We start from the raw sequence: 21,232 nt of genomic DNA, 5'->3' as shown, positions 1-21,232 counted from the left end.
CTCCGATGCGAATCCGGTGAGGGTCGTAAAGGGCAGGCGCGGCAAGGCAAATCACAGGTCGGTTGTTGCGTGAACTATGGTCGTGTCGATAGGCGTTCCATCCATAAAGGGTCGATTTTCGACCGGCACCGCCGGCATCACTTCTTCAGGTCCAGCACCACCGGAGAGGTCGGCCTCGCGCAGCACAACAGGACCTGTCCCGGCTCGGGGGCCATCAGCGGCGCTTCGCTGTATTCGACGCTGCCGCTGACTAATGGCGTCAGGCATGAGTTGCACAGGCCGGCGCGGCAACTGAAAGGCGGAGCGAACCCTGCCTGCTCGGCGAAATCCAGCAGCGAGGGGCAGGACACATCCCAGGCAATGGAGCGGCCGGAAGGCTCGAAGCGCACCGTCAATTCGCCATCGATCAGTGGCTGCGGCTTCGCCGGTGCCGGCGCGATTGGCGCCTCGTCGGCCTCGAGAATGGTCGCCGGGCCGAAGAACTCGTAGCGAATCCTCTCCCGCTCGACGCCCAGGCCGCGCAGCAGTCGCCAGTTCGCCTGCATGAACGGGCGCGGCCCGCACAGGTAGGCGTCGTAGTCGTCCAGCGGCAGCAATGTCTGCAGGGTCTCCTTGCTGACCAGCCCGCAGCTATGGTGACGGCCGCGCTCCAGGTCCTCCGCCGTCGGCGCGCGATAGCAGAAGTGCACGGCGATTCCAGCACGCGTCGCTGCCAGTTCCAGCACCTCCTCGCGCAGCGCGTGGACGGCGCCATTCTCACAGGCGTGGATGAAGTACACCGGGCGCGCCGATCGGGTCGCCAGGCGATGCAGCATGCTCACCATCGGCGTCAGCCCCACGCCGCCGCTGAACAGCAGTACCGGCCGTTCGCTGCTCTCGTCGAGGACAAACTCACCGGACGGCCCGGCGATATCCAGCTCCCCGCCGATCTCCACCGCATCGTGCAGGAAGCTGGAACCGATACCCGCTGGCATGTCGGGCAGATGCGCCGGGGGCAGTTCGTGCTTCACCGAGATGCGCAACTGCGAATGATCATCCGGGTCACCGGACAAACTGTAGGCACGCAGAACCTGCGGAGCGTTCGGTTGCGGAATTCGCACCATGATGAATTGCCCCGGGCGAAATTCCACGCGCGCGTCGTTCATCGCGGGCTTGAGCAGGAACGAGGTGATCGACGCGCTTTCCCGTACCTTCCCGGTCACCTGGAAGCGCGCGAAGCCCTTCGTGGCAGGAATAGGTTCATGCATGGACTGCGATCTCGTTGGATTTGCGCTGCTCGACAGCTTCCTGCTCCTCACGGATCAGTCGCTCGATGCCTCGGCGGAAGCGCAGCGGGCCGGAGTCGATGGCCAGATCGATGTTCGCTGTCTGGCGGTTCTTCATCCCGGCATGCACGGCGGCGAGCACCAGGCGGTCTTCCTCGAAGGCGCGGCGCACGTCGGCGGCGAACCGGCGGGACACGTCCTCGTCGTCGGCGTCGAAGTTACGCAACTGGAACCAGTAATAGCGGGTGCGATTCTCGTCGACCGGCGTCATGAAGTTGTACGAGTCCATCAGGAACGCCTTCTCGTGCATCGGCGCCCCGTCTCCGCCACTGCCGGCGGGAGTGTGCACACCCTTGATGATGGCGTGGGACGGGTAGCGGACCTCGTAGTACTGCAGCCGGTCGCAGCGGCCCTGGAACTTCAGGTACTGCCGATAGAACGGCGCGACATCGATGTCGTGCAGCCAGCGCGACACCACCACGCCGTTGTCGTTGACCCTGGTTTGCAGCGGCTCCGATTCGCAGGCCGAGATGCCGAAGGTGCTCTGGTGTACCCAGGCGACATGGGACGGATCGAGCAGGTTGTCAGTCATGTACAGGTAGTTGCACTCGACGGTCATCGAGTCGCCACGATTGACGCCCCAGTTCGGATCGTCCCACTCCGGGATGTCGAGCAGCTTGGCCGGATCGGCCAACTGCGGATCACCCATCCACAGCCAGACCAGGCCGTAGCGCTCCTCCACCGGATAGCTGCGAACCTGCGCGGCCTGCGGCACCCGCGGCACGCAACTGGCCTTCACGCAGGCGCCGGAGCAGTCGAAGGTCAGTCCATGGTAGCCACACTCGACCAGATCACCCAGCAGACGCCCCATGGACAACGGCAGTTTGCGGTGTGGGCAGGCGTCTTCCAGAGCGACGACGGCTCCGTCGGCCTTGCGGTAGAGAACGATGGGCTCACCCAGCAGAATGGTCGCATGCAGGGCCTGCTTCACTTCATTGTCCCAGGCGGCTGCATACCAGGCGTTTTTCAGGAACATGTCTCATGGCTCCTTTTGTTGTTATTCGAAGCGAGCTTCTTGATGGAGAGCGTAGGAGCGCGAGACTCAAAAGAATAGATGTCTGTTTCTGTTGCTTATTTAAGATTTTCTAAAATATAAAAGGCACGATTCTTGAGCGTCCAGGAGCCACGATGAGCCACCTCCCCCCTTTGCGCGCACTGGAAATATTCGAGGCCGTCGGCCTGTGCGGCAGCATTTCCCAGGCTGCGAAACGCCTGGGCATTTCCGCCGGCGCGGTCAGCCAGCAGATGAAGTTGTTGGAAGACGCGGTCGGTATCAGCCTCACGGTCAAGGATGGTCAGCGCCTGCGCCTCAACGCGGTTGGCCAGCGCTTTCATGAAGGCTGCAACCAGGCCTTCGAGCGGCTGCGGGCCGCGACAGCAGAGCTGGAGCGCGCGAAGAACGCCAACAATCTCTACGTCAGCGCCCTGCCGTCGTTGCTGTCCAAATGGCTAGCGCCGCTGGTGGCCGAGTGGCAGAAGGATTTTCCGGAACTGAGCGTCTACCTCGACGGCACCCACACCGAACCGTCTCAGTCCGAGGCCAATGGCGCGGACTTCCGCATCAGCTATGGCGAAGGCATCCACGATGACCAGCACACCATCGAACTCTTTCGCGATTGCGTGGTACCGGCATGCAGCCCTGCCCTGCTTGCGACCGCGGTGCCTCCGGAGGCCGCCCGTAGCCTGCTCGACTATCCACTGTTAACCATCGACTGGCGCCCCAGGTTCGACTCGCCACCCTCATGGACGGAGTGGTTCGCGCTGAATGATGTGCATGACGTGCCTATCAGCAACAGCAGGATCTACTCGCTTTCATCCATGGCCATCGAGGCAGCCATCCAGGGACAGGGGCTGGTGCTGGCCCAGTACTCGATGATCAGCGGGGATCTGGCGTGCGGCCAGTTGATCGTTCCATGCCTGCGCGCCCTGCCAATGCCCGCTTCGTACTATCTGACCTGGAACCGGAACAATTTCCACAAGGCACAATGCCGGGACTTCCAGCGCTGGCTGATTGCACGCGGGCAGGACCAGCAACACATGACGAATGAACTGCTGGGTCGTGCATGAGAATGCGGGAACTCCGAGGCCTCATCGACGGCAGCCATGAGCGCCCATGGAAACGGCGAGGCATTCTCCAACGGCTGCATCGGCCATCAGGGCAGAGCGAGAACTCGCAGACTGTGGTCCGTAATTGGCACACGAACCATAGTCTGCTAACGGCCCCGGCCGATAACTGCCGGTGACCAAGGGTCATCCTGGATAAACGCCTCTCGGCCCGAAGGCTGCTTCCGTCACGAAGCAGCCCTCCGACACGCGCTCAGATGTCCGTGATGCGCGCCAAGCCGTGAGGTTTCCCACCCAGTTCCTCGCGCGCCCTGCGGCGGGTGACGAGCAGGCCGGAGCAGACCACGACGAGCGTGAGCAAACCGGTGGCGATGACTTCGACGCGGTGGTCAGGGCGCAGGAACATGACCACCAGCACACTGAGGATGAAGGCGATCACGCCCCAGGTCAGCCACGGGAACAGCCACATGCGGTACTGGATGGCCTTGCCCTCGGCCGTCATGCGCTTGCGCATGCGCAACTGGGAAATCGCAATCACCAGGTAGACCAGCAAGGCGATGGCGCCGGAGCTGGCCATGAGGAAGCCGAACACCTTGGAAGGCACCAGGTAGTTGGCGATCACGGTCAGGAAAGCCGCGCCGGTGGAAATCAGCACGGCGTAGATCGGCGTGCCGCTGCTGGTGGTCGCCCGGGCACACGCCGGAGCGTCGCCACGGCGGCTCAGGGAATAGAGCATGCGCGAGGCGGTGTAGAGAGAGGAGTTCAGGCAGCTGGTGACCGAGGTCAGCACTACCACGTCGATGAGCGCCTTGGCGTGGGGTACGCCGAGGATTTCCAGTACGGCGGCGTAGGAGCCTTCGCTGGCCAGGCGCGGGTCGGTCCAGGGCACCAGGGCGACGACGATGAAGATCGACAGGATGTAGAACAGCGTGATCCGCCAGATCACCGAGTTGGTGGCCTTGGATATCTGCTTTTCCGCCGCGTCGGATTCGGCGGCGGCGATGGTCACCACCTCGGCCCCGAGGAAGGAGAACATGGTGATCAGCATGGCGCTGAGCACGGCGCCGAAGCCGTTGGGCATGAAGCCGCCGGTGTCCCACAGGCGCGAAACACCACTGACGCCGGTGTTCGGCAGCAGGCCGAAGATGGCGCAGGCGCCGAGGATGATGAAGCCGACGATGGCCACCACTTTCACCAGGGCCAGCCAGAACTCGAACTCCCCGTAGTTCTTCACGCTGAACAGGTTGGTCGCGGTGAGCAGCAGGGTGATGGCCAGCGACAGCACCCAGATATCCAATTGCGGTATCCAGGAGTTGAGGATGGTTGCGGCGATGTTCGCCTCGATGGGGATCACCAGTACCCAGAACCACCAGTACAGCCAGCCGATGGTGTAGCCGGCCCACTTGCCGATGGCGCGGTCGGCGTAGGTGGAGAAGGAGCCGGTATCCGGCGAGGCGACGGCCATTTCGGCCAGCATGCGCATGACCAGCACCACCAGGGCGCCGGCGAAGATGTAGGCCAGGATGGTGGCCGGGCCGGCTTCGGCGATGGCTCGCCCGGAACCAACGAAAAGGCCGGCGCCGATCACGCCGGCGATGGAAAGCATGGTCACGTGGCGGGACTTCAACCCGTGACTCAGGTTGTTCTTAGCAGTCTGCATGGCATTACCTTTGTTCTTGTCGTGCCCTTGAGAGCGACGTCGCTCTCGGCGATCACCCGGCGCGAAGCCCAAAAAGCCCGCCCTGCCCCGGTCAGTGACCGGGGCAGATGCGGGTTGAGCAGGGGACCAGGGGTGACGCTCTTAAGTCTTATGCCAACTCGTCGAAGCACTCGCCGATGATGGCCAGCCCACGCTGCAGGTCGGCATCGCTGACGGTCAGCGGAACCAGGATGCGCAGGACGTTGTAGTAGGTGCCGCAGGAGAGCAGGATCAGGCCCTTCTCGCGCGCCTTGGCCACCACCTTGCCGGTCAGCTCGGCGGCCGGCTTGTTCAGGTCGCCGCCCTCGAACAGCTCCACGGCGACCATGGCGCCGAGGTTGCGCACGTCCACCAGGCTGTTGTGGCGCTCACCGATCTTGCGCAGGCCGGTGGTCAGGATTTCGCCCACGGACTTGGCGCGATCCAGCAGTTTTTCGCTCTCGAAGGCCTCGATCACCGCCAGCGCGGCGGCGCAGGACACCGGGCTGCCGGCATAGGTGCCGCCCAGGCCGCCGGGGGCCACGGCGTCCATGACCTCGGCGCGGCCGGCCACGCCCGCCAGGGGGAAGCCACCGGCGATGGACTTGGCGAAGGTGGTCAGGTCGGCGGCGACGCCCATCTGCTCCATGGCGAAGAAGCTGCCGGTACGGCCGGCGCCGGTCTGCACTTCGTCGGCGATCAGCAGGATGCCGTATTCGTCGCACAGGGCGCGCAGGCGGGCCATGAAGTCCTTCGGCGCCACGTTGAAGCCGCCCTCCCCCTGCACCGGCTCGAGGATGATGGCGGCGATATCGCGGGGCGCGGCGTCGTTCTTGAAGATGCGCTCGATGCTGGCCAGGGATTCGTCCACCGACACGCCATGCAGGGCATTCGGGTACTGGGCGCGGAACACGCCGCCGGGCATCAGGCCCAGGCCCGCGGAGTACGGCACCACCTTGCCGGTCAGCGACAGGGTGTACTGGGTGCGGCCATGGTAGGCGCCGGTGAAGGCGATCACGCCGTTACGGCCGGTGGCGGCACGGGCGATCTTGATGGCGTTCTCGACGGCTTCGGCGCCGGTGGTGACCAGCAGGGTCTTCTTCTCGAAGTTGCCCGGCAGCAGCTGGTTGATCTTCTCCGCCAGGGCCACGTAGGGCTCGTAGCCGAAGACGTGGAAGCAGGTGTGGGTCAGCTTGGCCAGTTGCTCCTGCACGGCGGCCATTACCTTCGGGTGCAGGTGGCCGGTGTTCAGTACGGCGATGCCGCCGGCGAAGTCCAGGTATTCACGGCCTTCGACATCCCACACGGTGGCGTTCTCGGCGCGCTCGGCGAAGATCTGGTGGATCTGGCCGACGCCACGGGGAATGGCGTCCATGCGGCGTTGTTGCAGGCTCTGGTTGGTATTCATCGTTGACTCCGGTAGTGCGATCGCCCTGCACGGGCCGCGGCCCGTCCAGGAAAGGTGGGAGGTTCGCCGTGCTTACACGCCGAGGCAGAGGTACTTGATCTCGAGGTAATCCTCGATGCCGTACTTCGAACCTTCGCGGCCCAGGCCCGAAGCCTTGATGCCGCCGAAGGGCGCGACTTCGTTGGAGATGATCCCGGTGTTGATGCCGACGATGCCGTACTCCAGCGCCTCGCCGACGCGGAACACGCGGGCCAGGTCGCGGGCATAGAAGTAGGCGGCCAGGCCGTAGTCGGTGTCGTTGGACATGGCGATGACTTCGGCCTCGTCCTTGAAGCGGAACAGCGGCGCCAGCGGGCCGAAGGTCTCGTCCTTGGCCACCAGGGCGTTCTTCGGCACGTCGACCAGGATGGTCGGCTCGAAGAAGGTGCCGCCCAGGGCGTGCGGCTTGCCGCCAGCGACGACCTTGGCGCCCTTGGAAACGGCGTCGTCGATATGCAGCTGGACCTTGGCTACGGCCTTGGCGTCGATCAGCGGGCCGGTGGTGATGCCCTGCTCCAGGCCGTTGCCGAGGTTCAGCCTGGCTACTGCAGCCTTCAGCTTCTCGACGAAGGCGTCGTACACGCCGTCCTGGATGTACAGGCGGTTGGCGCAGACGCAGGTCTGGCCGTTGTTGCGGTACTTGGAGACCAGCGCGCCTTCGACGGCGGCGTCCAGGTCGGCATCATCGAACACGATGAACGGAGCGTTGCCGCCCAGTTCCAGGGACACCTTCTTGATGTCCTTGGCGCATTCGGCCATCAGCTGGCGACCGATTTCGGTCGAGCCGGTGAAGGTCAGCTTGCGCACGATCGGGTTGCCGGTCAGCTCACCGCCGATTGCGCCGGCGTTGCCGGTAACGACGCTGAATACGCCTTTCGGGATGCCGGCGCGCTCGGCCAGTTCGGCCAGCGCCAGGGCGGAATACGGAGTCTGCAAGGCGGGTTTGAGCACCATGGTGCAGCCAGCGGCCAGGGCCGGGCCGGCCTTGCGGGTGATCATCGCCGACGGGAAGTTCCAAGGGGTGATGGCCGCGGTCACACCGATCGGCTGCTTGATCACCATCAGGCGCTTGTCCGGCTGGTGGCCCGGGATCATGTCGCCATAGACGCGCTTGGCTTCTTCGCCGAACCACTCGAGGAACGAGGCGGCGTAGGTGATCTCGCCCTTGGCTTCGGCCAGCGGCTTGCCCTGTTCGATGGTCATCAGGCAGGCCAGGTCGTCCTGGTTCTCGATCATCAGGTCGAACCACTTGCGCAGCTTGTTGGCGCGCTCCTTCGCGGTCAGCGCGCGCCAGGCCGGCAGGGCCTTGTCGGCGGCTTCGATGGCGCGACGGGTCTCGGCGGCGCCCATCATCGGCACGCTGCCGATGATCTCGTGGGTCGCCGGGTTGCTCACCTGGACGGTCTGGCCATTGTCGGCATCGACCCAGGCGCCATCGATATAGGCCTGCTGGCGGAACAGAGTGGGGTCTTTCAGTTGCACGCTTGTCATCCTCAGGGGTAGGCGGCGGTGACGTCGGCTCAGCCGGCGGCCCGCAGCTTGTTATCGGTGGCCTTGACGGTGAAGCCAGCCTGGGTGCCGTCGATCTGCTCACGCACCTTGCCGACGATGTAGGCGCCGATCGGGATCGCAGAGGTGGCGGCGGGCGACGGTGCGTTGCACACGTTCATGCTGCGCGGGGTGTTCACGAAGAGGAAATCGTCGATCAGCTTGCCGTCGCGGGACACCGCCTGGGCGCGCACGCCCGCCGGGTAGGCGGTGAGGTCGGCCTTGGTGATGCTCGGGCAGTACTTCTGCACTTCCTTGAGATAACCGCCCTTGAACAGGGAGTTCTTCATCTCGATCAGGCCGGGGCGCAGGTTCTTCGCCAGCACCTTGAGGATGCCGGGGGACGTCAGCGTCTCGAACATGTCGGCGACGGAGATATCGGACTTGCGGTAGCCCTCGCGTTTCATGGCCAGCACCGCGTTCGGGCCGACGGTGACGGTGCCGTCGATCATCCGGGTAAGGTGCACGCCGAGGAACGGCATGGACGGGTCCGGGATCGGGTAGATCAGGTGGTTGACGATCTGGTTGTGCTGCTTGGGCAGCAGGTAGTACTCGCCACGGAACGGACAGATGATGAAGTTCGGCTCGATGCCGAGCATGCGCACCACGCGGTCGGCCATCAGGCCCGAGCAGGTGATGAGGTAGCGGCCGTGGAATTCGTCGCTGGCGGTGCGCACCACCACTTCGTCGGCGCGCTCGTCGAGCCCGGTGACTTCGGCGTTGTAGCGGATCTCGCCGCCGGCATCCTGGAACTCGCGGCCCATGGCGGCGGTAACTTCGGCGTAGCTGACGATGCCGCTGGAGGGCACGAAGATACCGCCCATGCCGACGATGTTCGGCTCACGCTCGCGCAATTCGGCGGCGGACAGCCAGGAGCGCTCCAGGCCATTGGCGGCGGTGCGTTCCCAGAGCGCCTTCATGCGCCCCATTTCCAGTTCGTTGGTGGCCACCAGCAGCTTGCCGCATTCGTCGTAGCGGATGCCGTGCTTGTTGCAGAAGGCCTTGGTGGCCTTGTTGCCTTCCAGGCAGAAACGCGCCTTGAGGCTGCCCGGGGTGTAGTAGACGCCAGCGTGGATCACCCCGCTGTTGTGGCCGGTCTGGTGCCGGGCCGGGCCGGATTCCTTTTCCAGCAGGAGAATCCTGGCGTCCGGGTATACCTGGGTCAGCTGCATGGCCGTGGACATGCCCACGATGCCGCCGCCGATGATGATGAAATCGTACACAGCCATTACCTCGCGCCGGGGCGCTGCAAATCGTTACGCGGTCCGCATCGGCCCACCCGCGTCGATGCGGCGGGCCGGCGTTTTCCGGACACGGCGAAGAGCCGCCCAGGGCGGCCCTCCGGCCTGCCTGATTACTGACCGCGCAGGTAGCGCGGCTTCTGGTAGCTGATGTAGCCACGCTGGCGCATCAGTTCGCGGCGCAGCCCCTCGTGCGGGGTGAAGCGGTCGCGGCCGTGCAGCCAATACAGGTTGTTGATGAGCACGAAGCTGCCCACCGGCACCGGCACCGACAGCTTCTGCGCGCTGCCTTCGAGGGATTCGGACAGGGCGTTCAGCCAGATGCCTTCCTCGAAGTTGGCCGGCTGCACGAACTGGTCGATGTAGCGCATGGTCGGGCGGCCTTCGGCGTCGGTATCGAACACCGGATGGAACACGTCCTCGGTGACGTTCTTGCTCGGCGGCGCGGTCCAGCGCATGTCGCGGCGGGCCAGCGGGTGGCGGAAGAACTCGTCGCACTGCTCCCAGTCGTCCAGGTGCAGCAGCAGGGAGTTGCCGCCTTCCATGTTCTTCTCGTCGATCTTCAGCATCAGCACGTAGTCGGTGATCTGGTTGACGAAGGTGCCGTCGTTGTGGAGCTCCATGACGCGGTGCGGCTGGCGCAGGTAGCTGTCGGAGTTGTCGGTGTTGACCACCACGAAGCGCGCGTAGAACTGGCCGCTCATGGCGTCGTAGTTGGAGCGGCCGATCAGGTGGGCGCAGGCGGTGGTGAACTTCACCATGTCCTCGGCCTGGCTCACGTCATCCAGGCCAACGGGCTTGATCAGCATGCCGCCGGTGGAACGACCCAGGATGGTGTTCAGCAGCACCGGGCGCAGGGTGCCTTCGCAGAGCTCGTCGAGAATCTCGCCGAAACGGAAACGCAGGAAGGACTTGTACTCCAGCGCCTGGACCGGCCACTCGGCCACGGCCTTGACGAAGGCCTCGACGGTTTCGCGAGCGAAGGTCAACTCCAGCAGGCGGGGCGACTGCTTCGAGGGGGCGACGGTGTAACCCCGGGTCTCGAGAGGCAGCGGCATCACAAGGTCCTCGATCTTCGTAAAGGCGTTCATGGCGGTGTCCTGGCGTTGGAGATGGATTGGCCCGTCCAGCAATGACCTGGATCAGGCGGGCGATCAAAAAATATCGCCATCAATTCGAAATGTCTACATTTTTATAAAACGAATTCAATTCTCTAATCTGTCTATTGTTTTTCGTCCATACGACGTTTCGGTATGATCCGCAAAACGCTTTGAGGAACAGGACTTTGGAAGCTCTCGCCCCCCGTCAAAACTCGGCATTCAGCGGGTATGAGTGGCTCAAGCAGGACATCATCCGTGGCGTGTTCAAGCCCGGCGAAAAGCTGCTGATGAGCGCCCTGAAGGAGCGCTACGACCTGGGCGTCGGTCCCCTGCGCGAAGCGCTCTCGCAATTGGTGGCGGAAAAGCTGGTGGTCGCCATCAGCCAGAAGGGCTACCGCGTGGCCCCCATGTCCCTGGAAGAGATGCAGGACATCTACGATGCCCGGGCGAATCTCGAGGCGATGATCGTCGGCCTCGCCATCGAGCGCGGCGACGACGCCTGGGAAGCCTCGGTGCTGGCCCAGTCCCATACCCTGGCCAAGGTGATGGAAGTGAAGACCCGCGAGCAGCGCCTGGACGTCTGGGACCAGCGCCACAAGGCCTTCCACACCGCCATCGCCTCCGGCTGCGGCTCCAAGCACCTGCTGCAGGCGCGCACCTACCTGTTCGACCAGGCCGAGCGCTATCGCCATCTCTGGCTGACCCAGACGGTGTTCTCCGAACAGGCCCTTGAGCTCAAGCGCCAGGAGCACGCCGCGCTGGTCGACGCCATCCTCGCCCGTGACGCCAAGCGCGCCAGCGAGATGATGCGCACCCACCTGATGACCCCGGTGCCGATCATCGCCCAGATCATGCAGGCGAACGGCACGCGCTGAGCCCCGTGTTCGTGGGAATGCGCTCGATCGCGGTGGCTCGACGCGCCGCTTCGCATCGCGATTGAAACCACTCCCGCTCGCCCGACCCGCGCCCCAGAGCGCCTGTGCACCCAGGCGCAAAAACCCGTACACCTAACGGCAATCCCGCCTACCCGACTTTCCTTACCGTCTTGGAGCCTCCCCACTCCAACAACAAGAAAGGTACGGTCATGGCTGGAGCACTCTCGAACCACGATTCATCCCCTGAACAGTCCCACTCCCAAGGTGCGGTCCCGGACTCGCAGCGGCTCGGCCGCGGCTCCCTGACCATGGCCTGGTGGGGCATCTGCAGCGCGATGTTCTACCTGGTGGTGGCCGCGGCCCTGGCCATGGGCTACGGCACGCTGAACGCCATCATCGGCCTGGTGCTGTCGGTGATCAGCTACGGCCTGGTCAACGCCGTCATCAGCCGCCACGCCATCGCCACCGGCCTCTCGGTGGCGCAGTTCTCCCAGGTGCTGTTCGGCCGCACCGGCGCCGCGCTGGCCACGCTGATCTTCAGCGCCACGGCCATCTACTACGCGGTCTTCGAGGGTTCGGTGATGGCAGTGGCGTTGCATCACTACCTGCCGGGCCTCGAACTGCATGCGGCGTTCCTGCTGGTGGTCGTCTACAGCGTGCTGCTGATCTTCGGCAATGCCCTGCGCTGGCTCGACAAACTCAACGGCGTGCTGTTGCCGTTCTACCTGCTCGGCCTGGTGGCGGCGGTGGCGATGGCCATCGGCGAATACGGCTACTCCCCCGCCTGGCTGGCACTGGCGCCCAAGGACGGACCGCTACCCCACGGCTGGTGGAACTGCTTCACCTACTTCATGGGCGTCTGGGTGCTGATGATGTACACCTGGGACTACGCACGCTTCGGCCGCAAGGAAGACAGCCGCTACCACGCGCGGATCAACTTCGGCATGCCCTTCTACTGCGTGGCCTTCCTGCTCAACGGCCTGGTGGGCATCTTCCTCGCCGCCACCATCCCCACCGAGGGCGGGTTGAGCGAGGTCTCGGTGGTGCTGGCGATCATCCAGCTGATGGGGCTGGGCGGCCTGCTCTTCGTCTGGATCAGCCAGACCCGCATCAACACCGGCAACTTCTTCCTCGCCGCCACCAACCTGCAGGCATTCGCCGGGCACCTGGGCCTGGCCTGGGTCCCCTACGTGGCCTGGGCACTGCTGACCGGCGCGCTGGTCTACCTGCTGATGCTGTTCGACGTGTTCAGCTACATCCTCCAGGCACTGGCCTACCAGAGCCTGCTGATCGTCGGCTGGGTCGCCATCGCCCTCGCCCACCTGCTGGTCACCCGCCACACCCGCTATCGCCTTGACGGCCTGCCCGCCTTCCGCGCCCGTGGCCTGATCGCCTGGCTGGTTTCCGCGATCGTGGGCATCGGCCTGCACCTGTGCGGCGTCGCCGAACTGGCCACCTCCTCGGCGCCGGCGGCCTTCCTCGTCGCCTTCCTCGGCTATCTCGCGCCCCTGCTGTCACGCCGTGCCCAACCCCAGGGTGACCTGGGCTGATCTTCGGCCGCCCGGCGGGCGGCCTCCTCCCTGCAACCCCATGCCCCTACAACTACAAGAACATCTGGAGCGGTTCATGCACCCGCAACGCATTCGGCTTATCTCGATTCTCGCAGCCCTGCCCACCCTCGCTCTCGGCCTGGCACAACCAGCCAGCGCCGTGGAAATCACCGACAACCTCGACCTCGGCGGCGCCCTGCGCGGCCGTCTGGACTACGACCCCGACCGCGACATCTCCGAGTTCAGCTTCGACACCTTCTTCCTCACCGCCGACTACCACTCGGACAGCTGGATAGCGGCCGCCAAGTACCGCTTCTACGGCGGCGACTACCCCTACGAATACACCGACCGGGTCGGCGACATCTCCTTCGCCGAGTACGCCTGGGTCGGTTACCGCTTCACCCCCGAGCAGCAGGTGCAGGTCGGCCAGACCGCCATCCCTTTCGGCCTGGCGCCGTACTTCGGCAGCACCTTCTTCGAAACCCTGGGCAACGTGATCGGCCTGGAAGACACCCAGGACATCGGCTTCAAGTACCTCGCCCGGCAGGGCAACTGGGACCTGCAGGCCGCCTACTATCCGATCACCGCCGAGCAGGGCCGCGGCACCAGCCGGGGCGGACGCACCTACGGTACCAGCGTCGCCAGCGCCGATGACTACGTGGTGGACGGCAGCGACAACCACGAGCAGGACATCCTCGTCGGCCGCCTGGCGCGCAAGTACCAGGCCGGCGACTGGAGCGGCGAAGCCGGCGTCTCGCTGCTGGCCTCCACCCTGGACAACCAGGACACCGGCCGCGACGGCCACCGCACCGCTGCCGCACTGCACGCCACCGCGCAGAACGGCCCCTGGGGCTTCCAGGCCCAGGCCGCGCGGCAGCAGATGACCCCGGAGAATCCCGGCGACGACCGTCTGGTGAGCTTTGGCAGCTTCGACGGCACCTTCAACGTCGCCGCCAAGGGCAACCTCTACGTGGCGGACCTCAGCTACAGCCTGCCGGGCCAGTACGGCTGGTTCTCCGGCGTCAAGCTCTACGCCAACTACAGCCTGTTCGACAAGGACGAGTCGGACTTCCGCGACTCCCAGCGCTTCATCGCCGGCAGCTCCTTCACCCTCGGCCCGTTGTGGATCGCCCTGGAATGGCTGCACGGCAAGAACGACCCCTACATCGGCGGCGGCAGCTACACCCAGAGCCTGGGCGCGGGCGGCACCGACCACTGGGAGAACCAGCTGTACAGCAACATCGGCTACTACTTCTGAGGCGCCGCCGGGCAGTTGACAGCCGCCTGCACACGCGATGCCCGCGCCCTTCCCTCGCCTGAGCCCATGCGTTCGCCCCCGCCTCGCGGGGGCATCTCCTTGCTGCCTGACCGCCCGCCTCCGCAGTGCGCCAAAACGCAACAACCGGTGCACCCAGCGACAAGCCAGCCGCCCCCGCCGGCCGTAGCGTATGCAGCAAGGGCCGTACACGTACGACCCTCACCCGAAACATAAAAACAAGCGTTGGTGCCCCATGAAAACAGTTGATCCGATCACTCTCGCGGTCGTACGCGGCGCGCTGGAAACAGCGCAACGCGAGATGACCCTGACCCTGGAAAAGACCGGCCGCTCCAGTGTGTTCAACCTGGCCCATGACTATTCCAATTCCCTGTTCGACCACCTCCCCGAGATGATCCTCCAGGGCCAGGACATCCCGATCCACCTGGGCTCGCTGATTCCCGCGATGAAGTGCGTGGCCGGCTTCTTCGGCGACGACATCGCCGAAGGCGACGTGATCTACCACAACGACCCGGCCTACAAGGGCAGCCACATCCTCGACTGCTGCATGTACAAGCCGGTGTTCTACAAGGGCGAGCTGGTGTTCTGGACCGTCTGCAAGGGCCACCTCACCGACATCGGCGGCCCGGTGCCGGCCGGCTACAACCCCGACGCCAAGGAAATCTACGCCGAGGGCCTGCGCATCCCGCCGGTCAAGCTGTGGGAAAAGGGCAAGCGTCGCGAAGACGTGATCAACTTTATGCTCACCAACATGCGCGCCCGTCCCTACCAGGAAGGCGACCTCAACGCCCAGTACGGCGCCTGCAAGGTCGGCGAGCGCCACCTGCTGGAGCTGCTCGACAAGTACGGCGTGGAACAGGTCCGCGCCTGCATCGCCGAGCTGAAGAACATGGCCGACCGCCACATGCGTGCCCTGCTGCGCGACGTGCCGGATGGCCACTACAGCGGCACCGCCGTGCTCGAAGACTCCGGCCACGGCCTGGGCGAACTGGCTATCACCGCCCACGTGGAAATCCGTGGCGACGAGGCCCACATCCGCATCGAAAGTCCGCCCCAGGTGCCCTACTTCATCAACTCCTACGAGGGCAACTCGGTCTCCGGCGTCTACCTCGGGCTGATGATGTTCGCCCAGGTCGCCCCGCCTTATAACGAGGGCCTGTACCGTTGCGTCAGCGTCGACGTCGGCCCCAGGGGCACCCTGTGCAACGCCCAGGAGCCCGCGCCGCACGTCAACTGCACCACCACGCCGATGGAAACCCTGGCCGACGCCGTGCGCCTGGCGCTGGAGCAAGCCTCCCCGCAGCGCGTCACCGCCTCCTGGGGGCATGCCAGCGGCATCAACATCGCCGGCCTCGATCCGCGCAACGCCAACAGCGAATACGTGACCATGGTGCTGGCGTCGATCATCGCCGGCGCCGGCGCCAACAAGGTGATGGATGGCTGGCACGCCTGCGGCCCGCTGTGCTGCTTCGGCGCACTGATGAGTGGCGATATCGAGCTGCTGGAGCATGCCTACCCGATCCTGATCCACCGCTACAGCCTGATGGCCGACAGTGGTGGCGCCGGTGAATTCCGCGGTGGTTCCGGCACCCGCCTGGAGATCGAGCCGCTTGAGCACGGCATGACCGTGGTCGGCTTCGGCGAAGGCCGTCAGTTGCCCACCGCCGGCGCAGCCGGAGCGCGTAACGCAATGCTCGAGCCCAAGCTCGGCCGCCTGATCCACCGCCACGCCGACGGCGAGGAAGACCACTACGTGCAGAACCCGATGCTCACCATCCAACCCGGCGAGCGGATCATCAACGTCAATCCCGGTGGCGGCGGCTACGGCGACCCGCTGCGCCGCCCGGTGGCGGCGGTCCTGCAAGATGTCCGCAATGGCCTGGTCTCGCCCCAGGGCGCGGCCCTGGAGTACGGCGTGATCCTCGACGCCGAAGGCCACCTCGACGAAACCGCCACCCGCGCCGCCCGCGGCCAGTTCTGACCGGAGATCCGACATGCGCAACCAATATCGCCTGGGCATAGACGCCGGCGGCACCTTCACCGACTTCATCCTGGCCGACCGTGACGGCGGCGTGCAGCTGTTCAAGGCCCCTTCCACCCCGCAGGACGGCACCCTGGCCATCCGCGCCGGCCTGGCGCAGATCGCCGACGCCACCGGCCGCACCCCGGCGGACATCATTGCCAACTGCGACCTGTGCATCAACGGCACCACCGTCGCCCTCAACGCGCTGATCGAACGCACCGGCGTGAAGGTCGGCCTGCTCTGCACCGCCGGCCACGAAGACAGCCTGGAAATCCGCCTCGGCCACAAGGAAGAAGGCCACCGCTACGACGCCCACTACCCGCCGGCAGACATGCTGGTGCCCCGTCACCTGCGCCGCCCCGTCGGCGGACGCATTCTCGGTGACGGCCGCGAGCACAGCCCGCTGGACGAACGCGCAGTGCGCGACGCCATCGACTACTTCCGCGCCGAAGGCGTGGAGGCCGTGGCCATCTCCTTCGTCTGGTCGGTGCGCAACCCCAGCCACGAGAAACGCGCCGCCGAACTGGTGCGCGCCGCGCTGCCGGGGGTGTTCGTCTGTACCGGCTACGAGGTCTTCCCGCAGATCCGCGAATACACCCGCACCTCCACCACCGTGGTCAACGCCTACCTGAGCCCGGTGATGGCGCGCTACGTCGAACGCATCGACGCGCTGTTCGAGGAGCTCGGCACCCAGCAGCCGGTACGCTACTTCCAGTCCAACGGCGGCCTCGCGCCGGGCAACGTGATGCGCGAGCGGGCGGTGAACGCCATCAACTCCGGCCCGGCCTCCGCGCCCCAGGCCGGGCTTTCGGTGGCGCGGCCCTTCGGCATCGACAACATCATCACCGTGGACATGGGCGGCACCTCCTTCGACATCACCCTGACCAACGCCGGGCGCACCAACTTCAGCAAGGACGTGGACTTCCTCCGCCAGCGCATCGGCGTGCCGATGATCCAGGTGGAAACCCTCGGCGCCGGCGGCGGCTCCATCGCCCACCTCGACGAGTTCGGCATGCTCCAGGTCGGCCCGCGCAGCGCCGGCGCCAAGCCCGGCCCGGTGTGCTACGGCAAGGGCGGCAGCGAACCGACCGTGACCGACGCCAACCTGGCCCTGGGCTACCTGCCGGACGGCGCCCTGCTCGGCGGCACCATCCGCCTGAACCGCCAGGCCGCGCTGGACGCCATTCGGCAGAAGATCGCCGACCCGCTGGGCATCAGCATCGAACGCGCGGCCTTCGGCATTACCACCCTGGTCAACCTGAACATGGTCAACGGCATCCGCCGGGTGTCCATCGAACGCGGCCACGACCCGCGCGACTTCGCCCTGATCGGCGCTGGCGGCGCGGCGGGCATGCACGTGGTGCGCCTGGCCGAGGAAATCGGCATCCAGACCGTGCTGATCCCCAAGGTCGCCTCCGGCCTGTGCGCCTTCGGCCAGATCCTCTCCGACGTGCGCTATGACCAGCTGACCACCCTGCCGATGCGCCTGGACGCCGGACACGTTGACCTCGAGCAGCTCAACCGCGCCCTGGCCGACCTGCGCCAGCAAGGCCTGGTCAACCTGCGCGACGACGGTTTCGCCGACGAAAGCAGCAGCTGCCACTACACCCTGGAAATGCGCTACCTCGGGCAGATCCACGAATGCAGCGTGGAGCTGGAGGCGCACCGACTCGACGAGGCGGGCCTGGCCGCGCTCTGCGAGGCCTTCCATGAGCGGCACCGCAAGCTGTTCTCCTACAGCGAGGAGGCCAGCCCGGTGGAACTGGTCAACCTGGAGTGCTCGGTGATCGGCCACCTGCCGCGTCCGCCGCAGCTCGAACTGCAGGGCCCGGCCAACCCGCCGGTCGCGGTGCCGGACAGCCTGCGTCCGATGCTGTTCAGCGCCGATGGCGAGTTCCAGTCCACCGCCGTGTTCAACGGCAACCGCCTGTTGCCGGGCCAGACGGTCCAGGGCCCCTGCGTGATCGAGGAGGACACCACCAATATCGTGGTTCCACCGCTCTGGCAGGCAACACTCGAACCGTCGGCCACTTACCGGGTGACGCGCTGCGCTTGATGCGGCTCTGATTCACGCCGATCATTGGCCGATACACAGCGCGGCATGCTCGACCTGCCGCGCTGTCCTCACAAAAGCAATAAGCACGAGGACACGCCATGCCCCATGAGTTGTCGACCGACCGCTGGTCGCAGCATGAACGCCAGGCGCGCTGGGCCGAGGCCATCAGCAGTACCTACTTCCCGCTGTCGCTGAAGTTCGACGGAGACCAGCCCTTCGATGGCCACCTGCAGGTCTGGGACACCCCCAGCAGCCCCGTCAGCCTGTCCCGCCTGCGCTCCAGCACGCTGGGCTATTCGCGCAGCAAGGTGCAGGCCGGCGAAGACCGCGAAGCCTTCTACCTGGTCACCGTGCCCCGCTGTACCGATGTGCATTTCGAACAGGACGGCCGCCAGCTGAGTTGCGCGCCGGGCGGTTTCATCGTCGAACGCGGCGACGCGCCCTACCGCTTCCATTACGCCGCCCAGAATGATCTCTGGGTGCTCAAGCTTCCCGAGCGTGCACTCAAGGGCCACCTGCGTGGGCCCGAGCGCTACACCCGCTACTGCTTCGATGCCGAGCGCGGCCTGGGCCGACTGTTCGTCGAGCAACTGGCGTTGTGCGCCAGCCACTTCGACGCCTGCCCGCCCTCCGCCCACCACCTGCTGCTGGAACAGACCCTGTCCGTCCTGCTGCTGGCGCTGCAACAGGACGAGCGCGTGCTCAACAGCGAAAGCTCCAGCCTCAGCGCCCTGCACCTGCAACGAGTCGAACAGTTCGTTGCGCAGAACCTGGGCGATCCGAACCTCTCCCCGCAATCCATCGCCAACGCCTGCGGCCTGTCGCTACGCTACCTGCACAAGCTCTTCGCCGCCACGCCCTACACCCTGGGCGAATGGGTGCGCCAGCAACGCCTGGAAGCCGTGCATCGCCAGCTGCGCGACCCGCACTGCCACCTCTCCATCGGCGAACTGGCGTATCACTGGGGCTTCAACGACCAGGCCCAGTTCACTCGGGCCTTCCGCCAGCGGTTCGGCTGCACCGCCCGCGAAGTGCGCGGCGTACACGCGCACTAATTGCTGTGGGCGCGGATCGAACGCTGCCGGTGATAGGGGCGGATCGATCATGACCGCTATGGCGCGGACGACCTGCGCTGCTGCTTCACCTTGTACATTTCCCGGTCGGCCAGCTTGATCGCCTCGTCCACGTCGACGCTGTCGGGCAGCACCGCGACAACGCCGACACTGGCGCCGCGATACTGGATATCGCCGTGCCCGACACCCAGTTCGTAACGCCCGACCGTGGCCTTCGCCAGTCGCTCCTGGAGCAGCCGGGAGGCGTGCAGCATGTCGGTCGGCAGGTCACATTGCGCGGATGGCGTTCCCAGCGCGATCACGATGAATTCGTCGCCCCCGGTGCGCCCCAGGATGTCGCTGGAGCGCAGGCTGTCGTGCAACCGGGCGGAGACACCCTGCAAAAAGGCATCGCCGGCATGATGGCCATGGGTATCGTTGATGTGCTTGAACTCATCCAGATCGACGACGCCAACCAGCACGTACATCTGCTCCCGCCTGGCCAGCGCGAACAGGTGCTCGAGTTCACCCAGGATGGCGCGCCGGTTCGACAACCCCGTCAGGGAGTCGGTCAGGGCCAGCTTCGCCAGCTCCGAGTTGGCGGACTGCAGGCGCTCGACAAGCAGCTCCCGTTCCAGGGAATACCCCAGCAAGCCGGAGAGCAGCTTCAGGATCGGCTCGACTTCCGGCGTGCGGGCGACCTTCGATGAGCTGGCGGCACACACCGTACCGAGCACCCGGCCATCCTGGGCGGTGATCGGCGCGCTGACGTAGGTCCTGATGCCCAGCGCCTTGGCGGCGTCCGAGTCTCCCCAGCATTCCGCAACGTCGTCCGAGTAGAGGCGATTCTCTTCCAGGGCGCGTTTGCACAAGGTGTCCTCCCAGGGCACCACCAGACCCTCGGGAATTGCCATTTCGCCGATGTTGCGCGCAAATTCCACGCGCTGGACGCCTTGCTCGGTGTCGATGGTCGTCAGGTAGGTCGACTCCATGCCGGTCACCTTTTCGAGCAGGGCCAGCAAGGGGCGGGTGAGCTGTTCTACGTTTTTGGCTTTGGGAACGGTTTCGGACAGGAACGACAGTATCTGGTCCATGCAGGCGCTTCGACAGTGGCGTATGGGCATGTTGATTGATAGCAAATCACCTTCGCCATGACCAGCCATGTGGGCCCAGCCGCTTTCCGATATCTGTCGAACACAGCGCTCGGGGCTGAGGTACCATGCCGCGCCGAAACCCTGTCGCCCCGGTTACCTATGTCCTCCAACGCGCTCTACACCGACCTGTCCACCTACTACGACCTGATGTGCGCCGACATCGACTACCAGGCGCAGAGCCACTGTGTGCGCCGGCTGCACCAGCTGTTCGGCAATCAGGGACGCAGGCACCTGGACCTTGCCTGTGGCACCGGGCCGCATGTGCGCCATTTCCTCGATTTCGGTTACCGCAGTGCCGGCCTGGACATCAACCAGCCGATGCTGGATATCGCCCAGCAGCGTTGCCCCGAGGCGACGTTCAGCCGACAGGACATGGCGGACTTCCAGGTGGACGAGCCGCTGGACCTGATCACCTGCTTCCTCTACTCGATCCACTACAACGCAGGCCCTGCCCAGCTGCGGGCGTGCCTGGCCAAGGTGCACGACGCGCTCGCCGAGAACGGTGTGTTCTGCTTCAACTCGGTGGACAAGCTGCAGATCGACAATCGCTCCTTCGTGCGCCATGGCGTGGAGCATGAGGGTAGCCACTTCACCTTCGGCTCCGGCTGGTACTACAGCGGCGAAGGCGAGCGCCAGGCGCTGCGCCTGAGCATCGAGAAGACCACCGCCGGGGTGACCCAGGCCTGGCAGGACGAACATGCCATGGTCGCCCTGAGCTTCAGCGAGCTGCAGCAACTGTTGCAGCCGCTTTTCGAGGTGCAGGTCTTCGAGCATGACTACGAGCGGATCACGCCCTGGGGCGGCACCTCCGGGAATGCACTGTTCGTCTGCGTGAAGCGCTAG

Annotated in this window: 16 protein-coding genes; 8 read left to right on the top strand and 8 right to left on the bottom strand. The window is 65.4% G+C overall.

Going from position 1 to position 21,232, the window contains the following annotated elements; genetic code table 11:
• Positions 1-137 precede the first annotated feature (137 nt).
• Entirely contained in the window at positions 138-1,247 is a 1,110-nt protein-coding gene (locus GA645_RS13640) for an FAD-binding oxidoreductase (protein ID WP_152223559.1), read from the bottom strand.
• Positions 1,240-2,301 carry an aromatic ring-hydroxylating dioxygenase subunit alpha gene (locus GA645_RS13635; RefSeq protein ID WP_152223558.1) on the bottom strand — a complete coding sequence of 354 codons (1,062 nt, stop codon included), beginning with the start codon at positions 2,299-2,301 and terminating at the stop codon, positions 1,240-1,242. Before GA645_RS13635 ends, GA645_RS13640 begins: the two co-directional genes overlap by 8 nt.
• A 170-nt stretch (positions 2,302-2,471) precedes the next feature.
• Here GA645_RS13635 and GA645_RS13630 point away from each other — a divergent pair, with 170 nt between their 5' ends.
• A complete protein-coding gene (locus GA645_RS13630; protein ID WP_306092913.1) occupies positions 2,472-3,392 on the top strand; it encodes a LysR substrate-binding domain-containing protein in 921 nt (306 codons plus the stop codon).
• Between the two features lie 250 nt (positions 3,393-3,642).
• Here GA645_RS13630 and gabP read toward each other — a convergent pair whose 3' ends face one another.
• The 5 genes from gabP to glaH all read right to left on the bottom strand — a co-directional run bounded on the left by gabP (position 3,643) and on the right by glaH (position 10,394).
• Positions 3,643-5,049 carry a GABA permease gene (gene gabP / locus GA645_RS13625; protein ID WP_152223556.1) on the bottom strand — a complete coding sequence of 469 codons (1,407 nt, stop codon included), beginning with the start codon at positions 5,047-5,049 and terminating at the stop codon, positions 3,643-3,645.
• A 148-nt stretch (positions 5,050-5,197) separates the two neighbouring features.
• Complete coding sequence (gene gabT, locus GA645_RS13620; protein ID WP_152223555.1) at positions 5,198-6,475, bottom strand: 4-aminobutyrate--2-oxoglutarate transaminase; 1,278 nt, start codon at positions 6,473-6,475, stop codon at positions 5,198-5,200.
• A gap of 72 nt (positions 6,476-6,547) precedes the next feature.
• Positions 6,548-7,996, bottom strand: a complete 1,449-nt coding sequence (gabD, locus tag GA645_RS13615) for an NADP-dependent succinate-semialdehyde dehydrogenase (RefSeq protein WP_152223554.1) — start codon at positions 7,994-7,996, stop codon at positions 6,548-6,550.
• 38 nt (positions 7,997-8,034) lie between these two features.
• The gene (lhgO, locus tag GA645_RS13610; protein WP_152228083.1) at positions 8,035-9,285 is read right to left on the bottom strand and encodes an L-2-hydroxyglutarate oxidase; all 1,251 of its coding nucleotides are present in this window, start codon (positions 9,283-9,285) and stop codon (positions 8,035-8,037) included.
• 131 nt (positions 9,286-9,416) lie between these two features.
• Positions 9,417-10,394: a glutarate dioxygenase GlaH gene (gene glaH, locus GA645_RS13605; RefSeq protein WP_152223553.1), complete on the bottom strand. Its 978-nt coding sequence runs from the start codon at positions 10,392-10,394 to the stop codon at positions 9,417-9,419.
• Between the two features lie 194 nt (positions 10,395-10,588).
• Between glaH and csiR the strand changes: the two genes are divergently transcribed.
• From csiR to GA645_RS13575, 6 genes are all read left to right on the top strand, one after another.
• The gene (gene csiR, locus GA645_RS13600; protein WP_152223552.1) at positions 10,589-11,278 is read left to right on the top strand and encodes a DNA-binding transcriptional regulator CsiR; all 690 of its coding nucleotides are present in this window, start codon (positions 10,589-10,591) and stop codon (positions 11,276-11,278) included.
• Positions 11,279-11,487: 209 nt separating this feature from the next.
• On the top strand, positions 11,488-12,828 hold the full coding sequence (locus GA645_RS13595) for a cytosine permease (protein ID WP_152223551.1): 1,341 nt from the start codon (positions 11,488-11,490) through the stop codon (positions 12,826-12,828).
• 76 nt (positions 12,829-12,904) lie between these two features.
• Positions 12,905-14,086 (top strand): hypothetical protein, encoded by a 1,182-nt coding sequence (locus GA645_RS13590; protein WP_152223550.1) that lies wholly within the window; start codon positions 12,905-12,907, stop codon positions 14,084-14,086.
• 319 nt (positions 14,087-14,405) lie between these two features.
• Entirely contained in the window at positions 14,406-16,085 is a 1,680-nt protein-coding gene (locus tag GA645_RS13585) for a hydantoinase B/oxoprolinase family protein (RefSeq protein WP_256676189.1), read from the top strand.
• Between the two features lie 13 nt (positions 16,086-16,098).
• Positions 16,099-18,183 (top strand): hydantoinase/oxoprolinase family protein, encoded by a 2,085-nt coding sequence (locus GA645_RS13580; protein ID WP_152223548.1) that lies wholly within the window; start codon positions 16,099-16,101, stop codon positions 18,181-18,183.
• A gap of 98 nt (positions 18,184-18,281) precedes the next feature.
• Positions 18,282-19,238: a helix-turn-helix domain-containing protein gene (locus GA645_RS13575; RefSeq protein ID WP_152223547.1), complete on the top strand. Its 957-nt coding sequence runs from the start codon at positions 18,282-18,284 to the stop codon at positions 19,236-19,238.
• A gap of 56 nt (positions 19,239-19,294) precedes the next feature.
• Here GA645_RS13575 and GA645_RS13570 read toward each other — a convergent pair whose 3' ends face one another.
• Complete coding sequence (locus tag GA645_RS13570; protein WP_152223546.1) at positions 19,295-20,329, bottom strand: GGDEF domain-containing protein; 1,035 nt, start codon at positions 20,327-20,329, stop codon at positions 19,295-19,297.
• A gap of 159 nt (positions 20,330-20,488) precedes the next feature.
• Here GA645_RS13570 and GA645_RS13565 point away from each other — a divergent pair, with 159 nt between their 5' ends.
• Complete coding sequence (locus GA645_RS13565; RefSeq protein WP_152223545.1) at positions 20,489-21,232, top strand: class I SAM-dependent methyltransferase; 744 nt, start codon at positions 20,489-20,491, stop codon at positions 21,230-21,232.

The organism is Pseudomonas sp. SCB32, from assembly GCF_009189165.1.
Taxonomy (GTDB): Bacteria; Pseudomonadota; Gammaproteobacteria; order Pseudomonadales; family Pseudomonadaceae; genus Pseudomonas.
This window is presented reverse-complemented; position numbering and strand designations above follow the sequence as displayed.